General features: G+C 65.4%; 10 protein-coding genes. 3 read left to right on the forward strand and 7 right to left on the reverse strand.

The features are described 5' to 3' along the window. Position 1: 1 nt before the first annotated feature. Genes OPU71_RS06645 through OPU71_RS06655 form a run of 3 tightly spaced genes read right to left on the reverse strand, consistent with a single transcriptional unit; the run spans position 2 to position 2,863 of the window. The gene (locus OPU71_RS06645) at positions 2-988 is read right to left on the reverse strand and encodes a serine/threonine protein kinase (RefSeq protein WP_267726417.1); all 987 of its coding nucleotides are present in this window, start codon (positions 986-988) and stop codon (positions 2-4) included. Between the two features lie 52 nt (positions 989-1,040). Next, positions 1,041-1,889 carry a DUF6671 family protein gene (locus tag OPU71_RS06650; RefSeq protein WP_267726419.1) on the reverse strand — a complete coding sequence of 283 codons (849 nt, stop codon included), beginning with the start codon at positions 1,887-1,889 and terminating at the stop codon, positions 1,041-1,043. Then, entirely contained in the window at positions 1,886-2,863 is a 978-nt protein-coding gene (locus tag OPU71_RS06655) for a sodium-dependent bicarbonate transport family permease (RefSeq protein ID WP_267726421.1), read from the reverse strand. Before OPU71_RS06655 ends, OPU71_RS06650 begins: the two co-directional genes overlap by 4 nt. An 89-nt stretch (positions 2,864-2,952) precedes the next feature. Here OPU71_RS06655 and OPU71_RS06660 point away from each other — a divergent pair, with 89 nt between their 5' ends. Continuing rightward, positions 2,953-3,858, forward strand: a complete 906-nt coding sequence (locus OPU71_RS06660; protein WP_267726423.1) for a LysR family transcriptional regulator — start codon at positions 2,953-2,955, stop codon at positions 3,856-3,858. An 87-nt stretch (positions 3,859-3,945) separates the two neighbouring features. Here the strand turns inward: OPU71_RS06660 and OPU71_RS06665 are convergent, their stop codons facing one another. Further along, positions 3,946-5,958, reverse strand: a complete 2,013-nt coding sequence (locus OPU71_RS06665) for a M13 family metallopeptidase (RefSeq protein ID WP_267726425.1) — start codon at positions 5,956-5,958, stop codon at positions 3,946-3,948. Positions 5,959-6,170: 212 nt separating this feature from the next. Here OPU71_RS06665 and OPU71_RS06670 point away from each other — a divergent pair, with 212 nt between their 5' ends. Both OPU71_RS06670 and OPU71_RS06675 read left to right on the forward strand, forming a co-directional pair. Then, the gene (locus tag OPU71_RS06670) at positions 6,171-6,650 is read left to right on the forward strand and encodes a hypothetical protein (protein ID WP_267726427.1); all 480 of its coding nucleotides are present in this window, start codon (positions 6,171-6,173) and stop codon (positions 6,648-6,650) included. A gap of 49 nt (positions 6,651-6,699) precedes the next feature. Then, complete coding sequence (locus OPU71_RS06675) at positions 6,700-7,488, forward strand: PEP-CTERM sorting domain-containing protein (RefSeq protein ID WP_267726429.1); 789 nt, start codon at positions 6,700-6,702, stop codon at positions 7,486-7,488. A gap of 195 nt (positions 7,489-7,683) precedes the next feature. On the opposite strand, the gene OPU71_RS06680 is transcribed toward OPU71_RS06675, so the two are convergent. The 3 genes from OPU71_RS06680 to putA form a co-directional block, all read right to left on the reverse strand. Further along, positions 7,684-11,592, reverse strand: coding sequence for a DUF3683 domain-containing protein (locus OPU71_RS06680; protein ID WP_267726431.1), 3,909 nt, complete (start codon positions 11,590-11,592; stop codon positions 7,684-7,686). Positions 11,593-11,800: 208 nt separating this feature from the next. Next, positions 11,801-11,959 carry a hypothetical protein gene (locus tag OPU71_RS06685; protein ID WP_267726432.1) on the reverse strand — a complete coding sequence of 53 codons (159 nt, stop codon included), beginning with the start codon at positions 11,957-11,959 and terminating at the stop codon, positions 11,801-11,803. 211 nt (positions 11,960-12,170) lie between these two features. Beyond that, a complete protein-coding gene (gene putA / locus OPU71_RS06690; RefSeq protein ID WP_267726434.1) occupies positions 12,171-16,109 on the reverse strand; it encodes a trifunctional transcriptional regulator/proline dehydrogenase/L-glutamate gamma-semialdehyde dehydrogenase in 3,939 nt (1,312 codons plus the stop codon). Between the last annotated feature and the right edge of the window lie 59 nt (positions 16,110-16,168).

Raw genomic sequence — 16,168 nt, forward strand, 5'->3', positions numbered from 1 at the left:
GTCAGACCACCAGCGGTCCTTCATCCATCAGCGCAATCTGTTCGCGCAAGGCGAGGATCTGGTCTTGCCACCAGCGCGGCGTGGCAAACCAGGGGAAGGCGGCCGGGAAGGCGGGGTCGTCCCAACGGCTGGCAATCCAGGCTGCGTAGTGGAGCAGCCTGAGCGTGCGCAGCGCTTCGATCAGATGCAACTCGCGACGATCGAGATCGGCGAAGTCCTCGTAGCCGGCCAGCAAGTCGCACAGTTGTCTTTGCTGCGATTCACGCTCGCCCGACAGCAGCATCCAGAGATCCTGAATGGCCGGGCCGCTACGGGCGTCGTCGAAGTCAACGAAGTGCGGCCCCGCGTCGGTCCACAGGATGTTGCTCGAATGGCAATCACCGTGGATGCGCTGGCTTGCAATGCCGCCCGCTCGGTCGTAACAGCGTTGGACCCCCGCCAAGGCGTGAGCGACGGTCGTGTTCCAGCTGTCGAGCAAATCACTCGGAACGCATTGATGTGCAGCGATCCAGTCCCGCGGTGCGGCGCCGAAACTGGCAATGTCCAGCGCGGGGCGGTGTTCGAAGCGCCGGGTGGTGCCCCGCGCGTGGATGCGGCCGATGAAGCGGCCGATCCATTCGAGCACCTTCGGGTCGTCCAGCTCGGGCGAGCGCCCGCCCCGCCGGGGGAATAGCGCGAAGCGAAAACCGCCATGGGTGAACAGGGTGTGGCCGTCAAACACCAGGGGCGCGACGACCGGGATTTCGGCTTCCGCCAACTCGGCCGAGAACGCGTGCTCCTCCAGGATCTGCGCATCGCTCCAGCGCCCGGGGCGGTAGAACTTGGCGACCAAGGGCCCGGCATCTTCGATCCACACCTGCCAGACCCGGTTCTCGTAGCTGTTGAGCGCCTGAAGTCGGCCGTCGGCACGCAGTCCAACCGACTCCACCGCATCGAGCAGGGTATCGGGTGTCAGCCGTGCATACGGGTGGAGGCTTTCGGGTGTCATGGCAGATCCAGTGGCGGAGTCCGCACACCTTACCATCGACCGATCTGCCGGTTCAGGGATTGCACAGGGGGCAGCGCAGTGGGCTGGCGTAGCCTGGAATCAAGCGGTCGATCTGATGTGCGCAGCAGAGGCAGCGCCAGCGCCGCCCGAGGGACTCAGAGCTTGGAAAGCCACACGCAGCGCAAGGGCGCCCGCGCATTGGAACGGGCTCGCCAAATCCGGGCGCGGCACAGGCCGGGCACGCCGAGCGCAGGCGATTGGCGAGCCGCCATGCGGCGCGTTCAATATGCCGCATCCGGGTTGGATTCAGGTGTGCCCGCAGCTCGCTGCGCAGTTCGGCCGCACCGTGCCGCTTGAGCGTAATCGCCACCGCATCGCGCAGCGCCTGGGTGTTGGTGATGGCGGTGTGCGCCGAGATCAGTGACTCGGGTGCTGCAACCATCAGGCCGTGCGCCGGGAAGCGGAAGCGCTCGAGTAGCCCGTCGAGCTCAGAGAGACGGGTGAGGCGCTGCGTGAGGTGCATCGGGCGCAGGCTGATGCTGCTGACGGTGAGTTCGAAGCCGCTGCGGGCCTCGTGCCAGCGCAGGTATTCAAGATTGACCGAGAGCCAGGGAATCGACGGGTGCGGGCCGAAGCTGCCTTCGGATGCGACGACGATCTGCACATCCGCGTGCGCCTTGAGGGCGGCACTGACCTTCGCCGAGAGCGCGGCAAGTGCGCCCTCGGGGCGCGGCACGGTCATGCTGAAGGTGCCGAAGCGGTCGGTATCGATCGGCAGCTCCTTGATCTCGACGCCCAAGGCGGGGCCGAGCGCGGCCCCGATGGCCAGGCCCTTGCGGTGCAGGGTCGGGATGACGAGGGTCTGGCCCTGCCACCGGCTCGCGATGCGGGTCCCAATCATGTCCAGACCCGGTTGACCACAGCGGTGTAGAGCGGGATTCCGATCAGGATGTTGAACGGAAAGGTCAGCCCAAGCGCCATGCCAAAGTAGAGCCCGGGCCGCGCTTCAGGGATGGCCTCGCGAACGACCGCCGGTACCACGATGTAGGAGGCACTTGCCGCGAGCACGGCGAGCAGGATGGCATCGCCCGCCGGCAATCCCAGCAGCGCGGCCAGGCCGATGGCGAGCCCGGCGTGCGCAAGCGGGCTCAACAGCCCGTAGGCGATCAGCAGGGGTGAGGTGCCCCGCAGGCCGCCCAGGTTGCGCGCCACAGTGAGGCCCATGTCCATCAGGAACAAGGCGAGCATGCCCTTGAACAGGTTGCCCGAGAAAGGCTCCATGACGGCCTTGCCGCTTTCGCCTGTCAGCACGCCGATTGCCAGGCTACCCAGCAGCAGCATCTGGTTTCCGTCGGTCAATGCCTCACGCAGCAGCCCGCCCGGCGTGTGCGCATGGGCGCTTGCGTCGGCCTTGCCCTCGACGCGCCGCACATGGGCCGCGAGCGCCACCGCCATGATGATCGCCGGCGTTTCCATCAGCGTCAGCGCGACCGCCATGTGGCCGCCGAAGTCGATGTCGTTGCGCGAGAGGAACTGCGTCGCGGCGATGAAGGTAACCGCGCTGACCGAGCCGTAAGTCGCCGCGATCGCCGCCGCGTCGTAGCGCGAAACCAGCCGGGCAAGCAGCATGTAGCCGATGGCCGGGATCACCAGCGCCAGCAGCAGGGCCGCGCCAAGCGCGATCAGCACATCCGGACCGAGGCCGCTCTTGGCCAGGGCAAAGCCGCCCTTCAAGCCCACCGACATCAGCAGGTAGAGCGAAAGGAACTTCGCAATCGCCGGCGGGATCTCGAGGTTGGAGCGCAGCGCGCCAGCAATGATGCCGAAGACAAAAAAGAGGATCGCGGGGTCAAGCAGATTCTGCAAGGCGGACATGTTCGAAGGCCTGGTTCGCAAGTGGCTGCGATCTTAGGCAAAGGATGGCATCATGAAAAATCGATTTCTCTGATGCAAGCCATAGTGCGATGTCTATTCATGCGACGCTTCGACAGTTGCGCCTCTTCCTCGCGGTGGCCGAAACGGGATCGATCTCGGCTGCGGCGATCTCACAACACGTGACCCAGCCCACGGTATCGATGCAGCTCAAGCAGTTGTCCGATCACGTCGGCTTGCCACTCTACGAGGTGATGGGGCGGCGCCTTCATTTGACCGACGCCGGCCAGCGCCTGGCCGAGACCTGCCGCGACTTGTTCGAGCGCTGGGATGGCTTCGAGATGGAGGTCGACGCGCTGCGTGGGCTGACGCGCGGGCGCCTGCGGCTCGCGGTGGTGAGCACCGCCAAGTACTTCATTCCGCGCCTGCTCGGCCCCTTCAGCGACCGCTATCCGGGCGTCGAGGTGTCGCTTGAAGTCGCGAACCGCGATCGCATCGTTGGCCGGCTCGAGCAGAACCTGGACGATCTGGTCATCATGACCACGCCGCCCGAGCACCTTGATCTGCAGACCGAGGCCCTGCTCGACAATCCCCTGGTCTTGATCGCGCCGCTCGGGCACCCACTGGCCAGCGCGCCGCAGCCGGTAGAGCTGGATGCCCTGCGTGCCGAGCGCTTCATTTTGCGCGAGCCAGGCTCCGGCACCCGTATCAGTTGTGAGCGTGCCTTCGTGGCACGTGAATTCGTGCCCTCGGTGCGGATGGCGCTGGGCAGTAATGAGGCGATCAAGCAGGCGGTGGCGGGGGGCTACGGGGTTGCCGTGGTGTCGCGGCACGCGCTTGACCGCGACCCGGCGCACGATGGTCTGGTGCTCTTGCCGGTCGAGGGCTTTCCGATCATGTCGCGCTGGTTCCTGGTCAGCCGCCGTGAGAAGCGCCTCTCACCGGTAGCGGAGGCCTTCCAGATGTTTCTGCGTGAATCGGTTGCCGCGATGAAGTAGGTGCCAGCCGCGCGCGCCTCATGTGGGCCGCCCGAAATGCCAACGGCCACCCGAAGGTGGCCGTTGTAGCTGCAGCAACCGATCTGCTTACCAGATCCGGATGCGTTCGCTGCCGGGCTTGAACATGCCGTCGCCCGCTTGGGTGCCGAAGGCCGAGTGGAAGCCGTCGTGGTTGACGGCCGCACCATTGGCGCGGAACTTGGGCGGCGAATGGGGATCGATGGTGATCAACTGCAGGATCCGTTCTTCGCGTGCCTTCTCGCGCCAGGCTTGCGACCAACCCAGGAAGAAGCGCTGTTCGCCGGTGTAACCGTCGATGACCGGCGCTTCCTTGCCGGCCAGAGAGAGTTTGTAGGCCTTGTACGCGATCTGCAGGCCCGAGAGGTCTGCGATGTTCTCACCCAGGGTCAATTTGCCGTTGAGGTGCTTGCCGGGAAGCGGTTCATAGCTTTCGTACTGGGCAATCAGCTTTGCGCCAAGCGCTTCGAATGCCTTGCGGTCTTCGTCCGACCACCAGTTGCTCAGCTTCCCGTCGCCGTCGAACTGACTGCCCTGGTCATCGAAGCCATGGCTGATCTCGTGGCCGATCACCGCGCCGATGGCGCCGTAATTCACCGCGTCGTCGGCGCCCATGTCGAAGAAGGGCGGTTGCAGGATTGCCGCCGGGAAGACGATCTCGTTCAGCGATGGGTTGTAGTACGCATTCACCGTTTGGGGCGTCATCGCCCACTCGCTGCGATCGACCGGCTTGCCCGCCTTGGCGGCCAGGCGATCCCACTCGAAGCGGGCCGAGCGTGCGCGATTCCCGAGGGCATCGCCCTCCTTCACGACCAGGGCGCTGTAGTCGCGCCAGGTGTCGGGGTAGCCGATCTTGGTCATGTACTTCGAGAGTTTGGTTTTCGCTTGTGCCTTGGTGGCGGGCGTCATCCAGCTCAAACCGTCGATCGAGTCGCCGTAGGCCTTCATCAGGTTGGCCACCAGTTCCTGCATCCGCGCCTTGTAGGCGGGCGGGAAGTGGCGGGCCACGTAGACCTGCCCAAGCGCCTCGCCCAGCGCGCCATTGACTTCGGCAATGCCCTTCTGCCAGCGCGGCATGTCTTCCTTGGCACCGGTCAGCGCCGTGCCGCGGAAGGCGAAGCGCGCATCACGGAATGCCTTGGGCAACACCGCCGCGTTCTCGTCCAGTGCGCGCAGCTTCAGGTAGCGCTTCAACTCGGGCAGCGGCACCTCACCGAGCAACTTTGCAATCGCCATCGTGGCGCTTGGCTGAGAGACAGACAGACGTTCAATCCCGCCAATGCCGGCCGCGCCCAGGAAGGCGGCCCAATCGATGCCCGGTGCCGTCTTGGCCAGTTCTGCAGGGCTCATCGGGTTGTAGAGCTTGACCGGATTGCGGTTTTCAACCTTGTCCCAGTGTGCCGCCGCAATGCGGCGCTCCAGCGCGAGCACCTGCTTGGCCGTGGCGCTGGGGTTCTTGTCGCCGGACAGGCGTGCCAGGGTGCTCAGGTAACGTTCGTAAGCGACACGCGCTTTGGCGAGGCGCTCGTCATTTTTGAGGTAGTAGTCGCGATCCGGCATGCCGAGGCCACCTTGCCAGGTCAGCGCGCGGTTGATCGTCGGCTCCTTGAAGTCCGCCATGACCCAGAGGTTGACCGGCGTGTCCATGGCGCCCTGGGCTTGGCCCATCCAGGTGGCAAGGTCACGGCGCGTCTTGATTGCATCGATACCGGCCAGCAATTCTTTCACCGGCTTCATGCCGGCTTTGTCGATCGCAGCGGTGTCAATGTAAGCGCCGTAGAAGGCGGCAATCTTCTGCTCGACACTGCCAGCCGCTTGCGGCTTCGCAATCAATTCATCAACGATCGCGCGGACTTCTTTGTCCGACTTGTCGCGCAACTGGATGAAGGTGCCGTAGTCGGCCTTGTCGGCCGGGATCTCGGTGGTATCTACCCAGCGGCCATTGGCTGCGCGGAAGAGATCGTCCTGCGGGCGGGATGCGGGATCAAAACCGGCTTTGTCCAGGCCAGAGGTGAGGGGCGCGGCGGACAGGCCCGTGCACAGCAAAAGCGCCGCAAGCGGCGCCAGACGGAAAACTTTCATTCGAGTCCTCGTGGGAGCGGATCCAAGGGAGCGGCCGTTCGGGTTGCGACGACCTCAGGCGCGACTCTAGACCACCCGCCGCATCGCGCGAACCAGCTTCGTATCGTTTTGTAGCAGACGCCGGAGGGGGCATCTCTGCTGCTGACGGTTTGCGTGCCACACCACTGCCTCGCCGTACAGGGCCTCCGCCGCAACAGGGTGAGTCATCCGCAGTGGAGTGGAAGTGCTCCGCCTGGTCGCGAGCTGCCATTGCCGGCGCGGGCAAGCCCGATGAGTCGCTACCGGGCGACAACTTGCTTGGCACCGCTTCCACCGGCAGTTGCCGGCGGTTGTTCGCGATGCCGTTTGCTGCACAGGACAAAGCGCTGCGGGATGGGGTGAGGGTGTCGGAGCTTGGCGACGACACGTGCCCGCCGGCACCTTTGGCGACGCGTGAAAAACGGGTGAAGGAGGCCGGGCTTCGCCAAGCGCGCGCGAAAAATCTGCAGGAAAAAACCAATTACACAGCAGGTGTCGGAATTGCTTACAAGCTCGACGAAATGCCATACGCATTTTGCCGCGCAGCACCATGGCGAGCCCCAATACATCTCGAAACATCTTCCCTGCAGGCCTTGCCACGGCAGGTGCGCCGCAGCAATTTCATGAGCCCGAAACATTGCAAGGCAAGATTGGCGTGCAAATTGCATATGTGACGATTGCCACACTACCCCGTGGCTACACATGTGTATCAAGGAGAGTTTGATGATTTCCAAGAAAATTTCCCCCCTGCTCGTCGCACTGGTTGCCACCGCAACCGCGTCGAGCGCCTGGGCGCTGCCGGCGGCCACCGGCACGAGCACGGCTGAAGGCAACTACAAGTACACCGCTGGCAGCGTGAGCTCGAAGGGTTCTGCCGCGACTGGCAGCTCGACGGGTGCCGCGGTTGATGTGAACGGCGGCAGCGGTGGCTTCGGCTTCGAAGCGAGCGCTGAAGCCGTTGGTGGCGCGCTGAAGGCCTTTGCATCGACTTCTGCAGTCGAGGGTGTGTCGGGCAAGAGCAAGGCTGAGGGCTACGCCAGCTTCACCGACTATGTCACCTTCACCGGCGGTGTTGGCAGCGCAGAAGGCTTCCTTCTCTCGTCGCTTTCCGGCAGCCTCAATGCAGGTGATGCAGGCAAGGCCAAGTACGAGTACACCGTGTCGATCTACGACTTGGGCTCCGGTGCCAAGCAAGCACTGATCGATGATGAGCGCACCTTCAAGCTCGGCGAGCTGACGCTCTCCAACGCGTACAAGAACGATTTCAGCTTCACGTTCGGCAATACGTACAAGTTGGTTGCCTCGCTCACCGCCACGGCTTGGAACGGTGGCGTTGCGGACTTCTCGCACACCGCGAACCTGAACTTTGCGCTCGGCAGCGGTGTTAATCTGACCTCCGCATCGGGTTATACCTACAACGTCCCGGCCGTGCCGGAACCCCAGACCTACGCCATGCTGCTGGCGGGTCTGGGCATGATCAGTGTGATGGCTCGCCGTCGCACCAAGATGTAAGCCTTCGCACTTTGGTGTGAATGAACAAGGGGCCGCAAGGCCCCTTGTTTTTTGGTGTCGCCGTCAGGCGACGTCGACTTTCTTGGCAGCCCAGCCGCTGCGAAATCGGATGATTTCAAGGTGCAGTGAACGGCGCTTGGCGCGCTACTAGGCCTTGCTCGTGCTCATCCGAACGTCATCCGATCTGGCGAAACCTCAGAGCAGCACGCGCTCGATGCCGCCCTTGTTGGCGGTTTCGACGTAGCGTTCCATCCAGTCTTCGCCCAGCAGGTGGCGCGCCATCTCGATCACGATGTAGTCGGCGTCGAGTCCCTTCACGTCGTCCTTGTAGCGCTGCAGGCCTTGCAGGCAGGCGGGGCAGGAGGTGAGGATCTTCAGATCGCCTTCAAAGCCATCGGCACGCAGCGCACTGGCGTTCTTCTGCATCTCTTCTTCCTTACGGAAGCGCACCTGGGTGGCGATGTCCGGCCGCGCGATCGCGAAGGTGCCGGCTTCGCCGCAGCAGCGGTCGTTTTTCGTGATCTTGCTGCCGTCGGCGGTCTGCACCAGCGCGTTCACCGTCTTCACCGAATCCTGCTGCTTCATCGGGTTGTGGCAGGGCTCGTGGTACATGTAACGCACGCCCTTCACGCCTTCGAGCTTGACGCCTTTTTCGAGCAGGAATTCGTGGATGTCGATCAGCCGGCAGCCAGGGAAGATCTTCTCGAACTCGTACATCTGCAGCTGGTCGTAGCAGGTGCCGCAGCTCACGACCACCGTCTTGATGTCGAGGTAGTTGAGCGTGTTCGCCACGCGGTGGAAGAGCACCCGGTTATCGGTGGTGATCTTGTCGGCCTTGTCGTAGTCGCCCGAGCCGCGCTGCGGGTAGCCACAGCACAGGTAACCCGGCGGTAGCACTGTCTGCACGCCGACGTTGTAGAGCATCGCCTGCGTCGCGAGCCCGACCTGTGAAAACAGGCGCTCGGAACCGCAACCGGGGAAGTAGAACACCGCCTCGGAGTCCGGCCGCGTCTTGTGCGGATCACGAATCACCGGCACCACGGCGGCGTCTTCGATATCGAGCAGTGCGCGGGCCGTCTTGTTCGGCAGCTTGCCCGGCATCTTCTTGTTCACGAAATGGATCACCTGCGCCTTGATCGGCGCCTTGCCGACGGTCGACGACGGTTGCTTCGTGGTCTCCTTCGCTAGCGGCTTGAGCAGCTCGACACCCAGGCGCTGCGCCTTGTAGGCCCACTCGATACTGGTCTTGCGCAGGAACTTGATGGTTTCCGGGTTCTTCGTGTTGAGGAAGGCCATGCCCAGCTTCTTGGCCGGATTGAAACTCTGCTTGCCCATCTTGCGCAGCAGGTTGCGCATGTTCATCGACACGTCGCCGAAGTCGATATCGACCGGGCAGGGCGTCACGCACTTGTGGCAGACGGTGCAATGGTCGGCGACATCCTCGAACTCTTCCCAGTGACGGATCGAGATGCCGCGCCGCGTCTGCTCCTCGTAGAGGAAGGCTTCGATCAGCAGCGAGGTCGCGAGGATCTTGTTGCGCGGCGAGTAGAGCAGGTTCGCGCGCGGCACATGGGTGGTGCACACCGGCTTGCACTTGCCACAGCGCAGGCAGTCCTTCACCGAATCGGAGATCGAGCCGATGTCGCTCTGCTGCATGATCAGCGACTCGTGCCCCATCAGGTTGAAGCTGGGCGTGTAGGCGTGCGTGAGGTCGCCGCCGTGCATCAGCTTGCCCTTGTTGAAGCGACCTTCCGGGTCCACCTTCTGCTTGTAGGCGCGGAAGGGCGCCATCTCGGCGTCGGTGAGGAATTCGAGTTTCGTGATGCCGATGCCGTGCTCGCCCGAGATCACGCCGTCGAGGCTGCGTGCCAGTTCCATGATGCGCACCACGGTGGCATTGGCTTCCTGCAGCATCTCGTAGTGGTCGGAGTTCACCGGCAGGTTGGTGTGCACGTTGCCGTCGCCGGCGTGCATGTGCAGCGCGACGAAGACGCGGCTGCGCAGCACATCCTTGTGGATTGCGGCGATGCGCTCGCGCAGCGGATTGAAGACCTTGCCTTCGAAGATGTCTTCGAGTTGCGCTTGCAGTTCGGCCTTCCACGAAATGCGCACCGAATAGTCCTGCACGCGATGAAAGAGGCGCGGATTTGTTGCCGTGTTGGTGAGCGGGCCGGCGACGACGCCCAGCTCGGCAAAGCGTGCCTCGGCATCGGCGAGCGGGGTATCCAGGCTATCGAAGATCCACTGCCAGCGCGCACGCACGTTCGAGAGCAGTTCGAGCGCCTGCGCACGCCGGTCGCCGATCAGCTCTTCGGCGTCGACTGTGGCCTCACCGCGATGCAGCGGCAGTTCGCCATGCAGGAACTCGGCTAAAGCATCGGTCAGGCGCAGCTTGTTGCGGATCGAGAGTTCGATGTTGAAGCGCTCGATGCCGTCGCAGTAGTCGCCCATGCGATCGAGCGGAATCACGACGTCTTCGTTCACCTTGAAGGCGTTGGTGTGCTTCGCGATTGCGGCGGTGCGCGAACGGTCGAGCCAGAATTTCTTGCGCGTTTCGGCGGTCACCGCGATGAAGCCTTCGGCGCCGCGTGCGTTGCAGATGCGCACCACTTCAGAGGTGGCGAGCATCACCGCGTTTTCGTCGTCGCCGACGATGTCGCCGATCAGCACCATCTTCGGACGGCCGTGGCGCTTGGCCTTGGGCGCGTAGCCCACGGCCTTCACGTAACGCTCGTCAAGGTGCTCCAGGCCGGCGAGCTGAACGCCACCCGGCTTTTTGTCGAGGTAGTCCTTGATCTCGACGATCGAAGGCACCGCCTCACGTACCTGGCCGTAGAACTCCAGGCACACGGTGCGCACATGCGTCGGCATGCGGTGCAGGATCCAGCAGGCCGAAGTGATGATGCCGTCGGTGCCTTCCTTCTGCACGCCCGGTACGCCGCCGAGGAACTTGTCGGTGACGTCCTTGCCAAGCCCGACCTTGCGGAAAGCCGCGCCGCTCATCTCGATGGTTTCTTCGCCGAGCGGGCGCTTACCGCTCTCGTCAAACTTCTTGAGGCGGAACTGAACGGTTTCCTGATCGTGGATCTTGCCCAGGTTGTGGTTCAGGCGTTCGACGACGAGCCAGTTGCCGTCCGGCATCACCATCTTCCACCAGGCCAGGTTGTCGAGCGCGGTGCCCCACAGCACGGCTTTCTTGCCGCCGGCGTTCATCGCGATGTTGCCGCCGATGCACGAGGCGTCGGCCGAGGTGGGGTCGCACGCAAACGCCAACCCGGCGCTTTCTGCCGCATCCATCACGCGGCGGGTGACGACGCCCGCGCCGGTGGTGATGGTGGCGTAGGGGCGATCGACGCCCGGCAGGGTCTGTTGTTCAACCTTGCCCAGGTCAATCAGCTTCTCGGTGTTGATCACGGCCGAATACGGCGTCAGCGGCACCGCGCCGCCGGTGTAGCCGGTGCCGCCGCCACGCGGGATGATCGTCAGCCCCAGCTCGATGCAGCCGCGCACCAGGTGGCCGATTTCTTCCTCGGTATCCGGGTAGAGCACGACGAAGGGGTACTCGACGCGCCAGTCGGTGGCGTCGGTGACGTGCGAAACGCGCGCCATGCCGTCGAAGGCGATGTTGTCGCGGCGGGTGTGCTTCGAGAGCAGCTTCTCGGTACGCTTGCGCAGGTCGTAAGTGGTTTCGAAGTGGCGCTGGAACGCATCCACCGCCTTGTTCGCGGCGGCCACCAGCTGCGCAACCGTGCCGGCGCGAACCGGGTCTTCGCCTTCGGTGGCGGTGCGGCGTTTTTCAACTTCGTCGAGGCGATGGCGCAGGGCGCCGAGCAGCGCATTGCGGCGTTCGCGGCTGGCCACCAGATCGTCTTCGAGGTAGGGGTTGCGCTGTACCACCCAGATGTCGCCGAGTACCTCGTACAGCATGCGCGCAGAGCGGCCGGTCACGCGCTCGGCGCGAAGCGATTGAAGTACCGACCACATCTCTTCGCCCAGCAGGCGGATCACGATCTCGCGATCGGAGAACGAGGTGTAGTTGTACGGGATCTCTCGCAGGCGGTTGGGCGCGGGGGACTCGTGGACGAACTCGGGGGCGGCTTGCATCGGGGGTCCTGTTGGTGTGCGGCACGGCACGCTTCTGGGGAAGCCGGCCATTTTATCCCGCCAGACCGGCCATTGCACCCGGAAATTCAAGACCTTACGGCCGGTGTGGGCAAGAAAATTGCCGAATGCAAAGCTTGGACACCCCCTGCGCCAAGGGGTTCGGATGTTGCACTGCGGCAGGAAGACCTGCCGCGAATCGCCACCTTAGTCACCACCACCTGCGCGCGTCCGGCGCCGCTGCCAGCACGCGCGGATGGATCGCCACGCCACTCGTGCGCGCATTGAAGAAGGGCGAAATGCCCTTTGCCGCGTTCGCCACATGCCGGATGTGGATGACCGGGACGCCCCTGGCGCGGGCGCAGATCATGATCGCGCCGAGCTGGCGCACCCCGACCGAACCCGCACCGCCGCCGCACCCGCGTGATTCACGCCTGGCCGATCTGCTGGACAGGGTGCGCGCGCATCTCGACCAACCCCTTTCGCTCGACAGCCTCGCCGCGCGCGTTGATGAGCCGCCGCGCCTTCGGCGTATCACCGAGTGCCTGGCGGCAGACCTTCCGCGGCGGCTGAGCGAGGCTTCAGCCAATCATCATCAAAGACGCATTGCCCCCGGCGGCCGAGATGTTGAGCGAGACCACGCGCTCGGCGAGCAGGCGTTCGAGCGGGTAGTGGCCACTGCCGTCGCCGACGGTGCAGGTGAGCAGTGCGCCTTCGCGCTGCGCGAGTTTGCGCTGGCATTCGCGCAGGCGGTCGGCGTGGCCGGCGAACAGGGCGGCGTCGGCGGGTGCGGACGCGAAGTTGGCGGACCACTCGATCCGTTCAGCCACGGCGGGGGGCAGGCTGGCGAAGCGCGCGCGCAGGTCGTCGCGGTCTTCAAGCACGGCGCGGTTGCCGGTGGCGATGCAGGCGGCCAGTTGCGGCAGCAGCGCGTGCGCGGCGTCGGCGATGCACAGCACGCTGCCGCGCGGCAGCAGTGCGTAGAGGTTGGCTTCGCCGGTGGGGCCGGGCAGGGCTTGCAGGCGGCCCGCCGGTGGATCGATCCCCAGACCAAGCGCGATGGCCTGATCGGCCGAGCCCTCGGCACACCATCTGGCTAGCAGGCCCAGGTGGTCCCGCGCCGCCGCGTGCAGGCGTGCGCAGTGCGCTTCCAGTGGTGTCAGCGCGCCGCGCGCTTGTTGGCCGGTCTGTGCCGGGCTGGCCGCGGGCAGGCACTGGGCGCCGCCGAGCGTCAGCCGGCTCAGGCTCAGCGGCCCGCCCGCCTTGGGCCCGGTGCCCGAAAGGCCTTCGCCGCCGAAGGGCTGCACGCCGACGACGGCGCCGATCACGTTGCGGTTCACATACAGGTTGCCGACCTTCGCATGGGTCGTGACGTAACCGATGGTTTCGTCGATGCGGGTGTGCAGGCCCATCGTGAGGCCGTAGCCGCCGGCGTGGATCGCCTCAAGCAGGGCAGGCAGGGCCTCGCGGCGATAGCGCAGCACATGCAGCACCGGGCCGAAGACTTCACGCCCAAGCTGGGCCAGGGTGTCGATCTCGATCAGCGTCGGGGCGACGAAGTGGCCGTGCCGGCAGGCCTCGGGCAATGGCGTCTGATGCACCCTGAGGCCACGCGCGCGCATCGCGCTGATGTGCGCTTCGATACCGTCGCGCGCTGCCGCGTCGATGACCGGGCCGACATCGGTGACGAGACGGTCCGGCTGCCCGATGTGCAACTCGGCCATGGCTCCTTGCAGCATTTCGATCGCGCGGTCGGCGATCTCGTCCTGCAGGCACAGCACCCTCAGTGCCGAGCAGCGTTGACCGGCCGAATCGAAGGCCGAGGCGATCGCATCATTGACCACCTGTTCGAGCAGGGCGGAGGAGTCGACGATCATCGCGTTCTGGCCGCCGGTTTCTGCCACCAAGGGTAGCGGGCTGCCGTCGGGCAGCAGGCGTCCGGCCAATTGCCGGGCGATCAGGCGCGCGACTTCGGTGGAGCCGGTGAACATCACGCCATGCACCAGCGCGTCGGCCACCAGTGCGGCGCCAACGGTTTCGCCGCGGCCGGGCAACAGTTGCAGCGCACCGGGCGGCAGGCCCGATTCGATCAACAGGCGCGTGGCGAGGGCGGCGATCAGCGGGGTCTGCTCGGCGGGCTTGGCGATCACCACGTTGCCGGCGGCCAGCGCGGCGGCGATTTGCCCGCTGAAGATGGCGAGCGGGAAGTTCCACGGGCTGATGCAGACCACCGGCCCGATCGGGCTGCCGGGCGCTTGCGTGCGGATCTGCGCTGCGTAGTAGCGCAGGAAGTCCACCGCTTCGCGTACCTCGCCGACCGCGTTGGGCAGCGATTTGCCGGCTTCGCGGATCGCCAGCGCGTAGAGCGCATGGCGTTCGGCTTCGAAGCGATCCGCCGCGCGTTCGAGCACCGCGGCGCGTTCGGCGGCGGGCGTTGATTGCCATACCGGCTGTGCCTTGAAGGCATGGGCGAGGGCGTCATGCACCGTTTGCGGTGTTGCCTCGATCACCTTGCCGACCTGCTCGCGCGTATCCGCCGGGTTCACGATCGGCGCGGAGACCCCCTGGCGCAGGCCGTCTGCCAGCACCGGCGCTGCGATCCAGTGGTGCTGCTGCGCCGCGAGCAGCCCTGCGGAGACTGAAGCCAGGCGGTGCTCGTTGGAAAGATCGAGCCCGCTTGAATTGATGCGCTCGGTGCCGAACAGTGCCCGTGGCAGCGGTATCGCCGGGTGGGGGGCGCCAATCACCGCCTGGGCGGCCGCTTCGAGCGCCGGGTCGCCCACCAGTTCGGCGATCGGCACGTTCAGGTTGCCGATCTTGTTCACGAATGAACTGTTGGCGCCGTTTTCCAGCAGGCGCCGCACCAGGTAGGGCAGCAGGGTTTCGTGCGAGCCCACCGGGGCGTACACCCGGCAGGGCCGGCCGAGCCGTTGCGCGCCTACCACTTCGTCGTAGAGCGGCTCGCCCATGCCGTGCAGGCACTGGAATTCGTACTGGCCGGCGTAGTAGTTGAGCCCCGCCATGTTGTAGATCGCTGCCACGGTGTAAGCGTTGTGGGTAGCGAACTGCGGGTAGATCGCCTCGGGCGCGTCGAGCAGCTTGCGGGCGCAGGCCAGGTAGGCCACATCGGTGTGCAGCTTGCGCGTCCACACCGGGTAGCCTTCGAGTCCGTCGACCTGTGCGCGCTTGATTTCGCTGTCCCAGTAGGCGCCCTTGACCAGGCGGACCATCAATCGGCGGCGGCTGCGGCGCGCCAGGTCGACGACAAAGTCGACCACATGCGGCGCGCGCTTCTGGTAGGCCTGGATGACGAAGCCGACGCCGTTCCAGCCGGCCAGCGCGGGCTCGAAGCACAGGCGTTCGAGCAGGTCGAGCGATAGCTCCAGGCGGTCGGCCTCTTCCGCGTCGATGTTCAGGCCGATGTCGTAGTGCCGCGCGAGCTGGGTCAGCGCGGCCAGTTGCGGGTAAAGCTCGTCCATCACCCGCTCGCGCTGGGCGCGCGAATAGCGCGGGTGCAGCGCAGAAAGCTTGACCGAGATGCCCGGCCCTTCGTAGATGCCGCGCCCGGCGGCCGCGCGGCCGATCGCGTGGATCGCCTGCTCGTAGGCAGCGTAGTAGCGCTCGGCGTCGGCGGCGGTCAGCGCGGCCTCGCCCAGCATGTCGTAGGAGTAGCGGAAGCCTTTTGCCTCATGGCTGCGCGCGTTCTCAAGCGCTTGCGCGATGGTTTCGCCGGTGACGAACTGCTCGCCCATCAGGCGCATCGCCATGTCCACGCCCTTGCGTACCACCGGCTCGCCGCTCTTGGCGATCAGCTTAGAGAGCGCCGTGCTCAGCCCGGCTTCGGACTGGGTGCCCACCAGCTTGCCGGTGATCAAGAGGCCCCAGGTGGCGGCATTCACAAACAGCGAGGCCGACTGCCCCAGGTGTGCGGCCCAGTCGCCACGGCCGACCTTGTCGCGGATCAGCGCATCGCGCGTGGCGCGGTCGGGAATGCGCAACAGTGCCTCGGCCAGGCACATCAGCGCGACGCCTTCCTGGCTTGAGAGTTCGAACTCGTGCAGCAGGCCTTGCACCAGGCCCGCCTTGATGCCACCGGGGCCGCCGCCGTTGCCCTTGGCGCGCAAGGCTTCGACCAGCTGGCTCGCGAGTGCGCGACTGGCATCGCTCTTGTCGGCCGATTGCCGTGCCAGCGGCAACAGCATCGCCAGGGCTTCGGGCTCGGGCCGGCGGTAAGCGGCGGTGATGGCCGCGCGCAAGTCGCTCTGGGCCTGGACGCCCAGCGCCAGATCCAGAAAGGGCTGCGGCGGGCTTGCATGGGTAGGCTCGATGGCCGCGGCCTCGGCCGGCGTGCCGGCAGCGGCAAACTCGCGCGGGCGCTCGCCGCGCTCAAGCGCATCGAGGTAATGAAAGATGGCCTGTTTGATCAGCCAGTGCGGTGTGCGGTCGATTGCTGCGGCCGCGTGGCGGATTCGCTCACGGGCCGCATCATCGAGTTTGACGCCAAGGGTGGTGGTCGTCATGGGTTGCACCTGCTTTTTGAGAAGGTGCAACCAGCATAGGTAGCGCGGCGGGCAGCCGC

It is taken from the genome of Niveibacterium sp. 24ML, from assembly GCF_026586805.1.
In the GTDB taxonomy this organism is placed as follows: Bacteria; Pseudomonadota; Gammaproteobacteria; order Burkholderiales; family Rhodocyclaceae; genus Niveibacterium.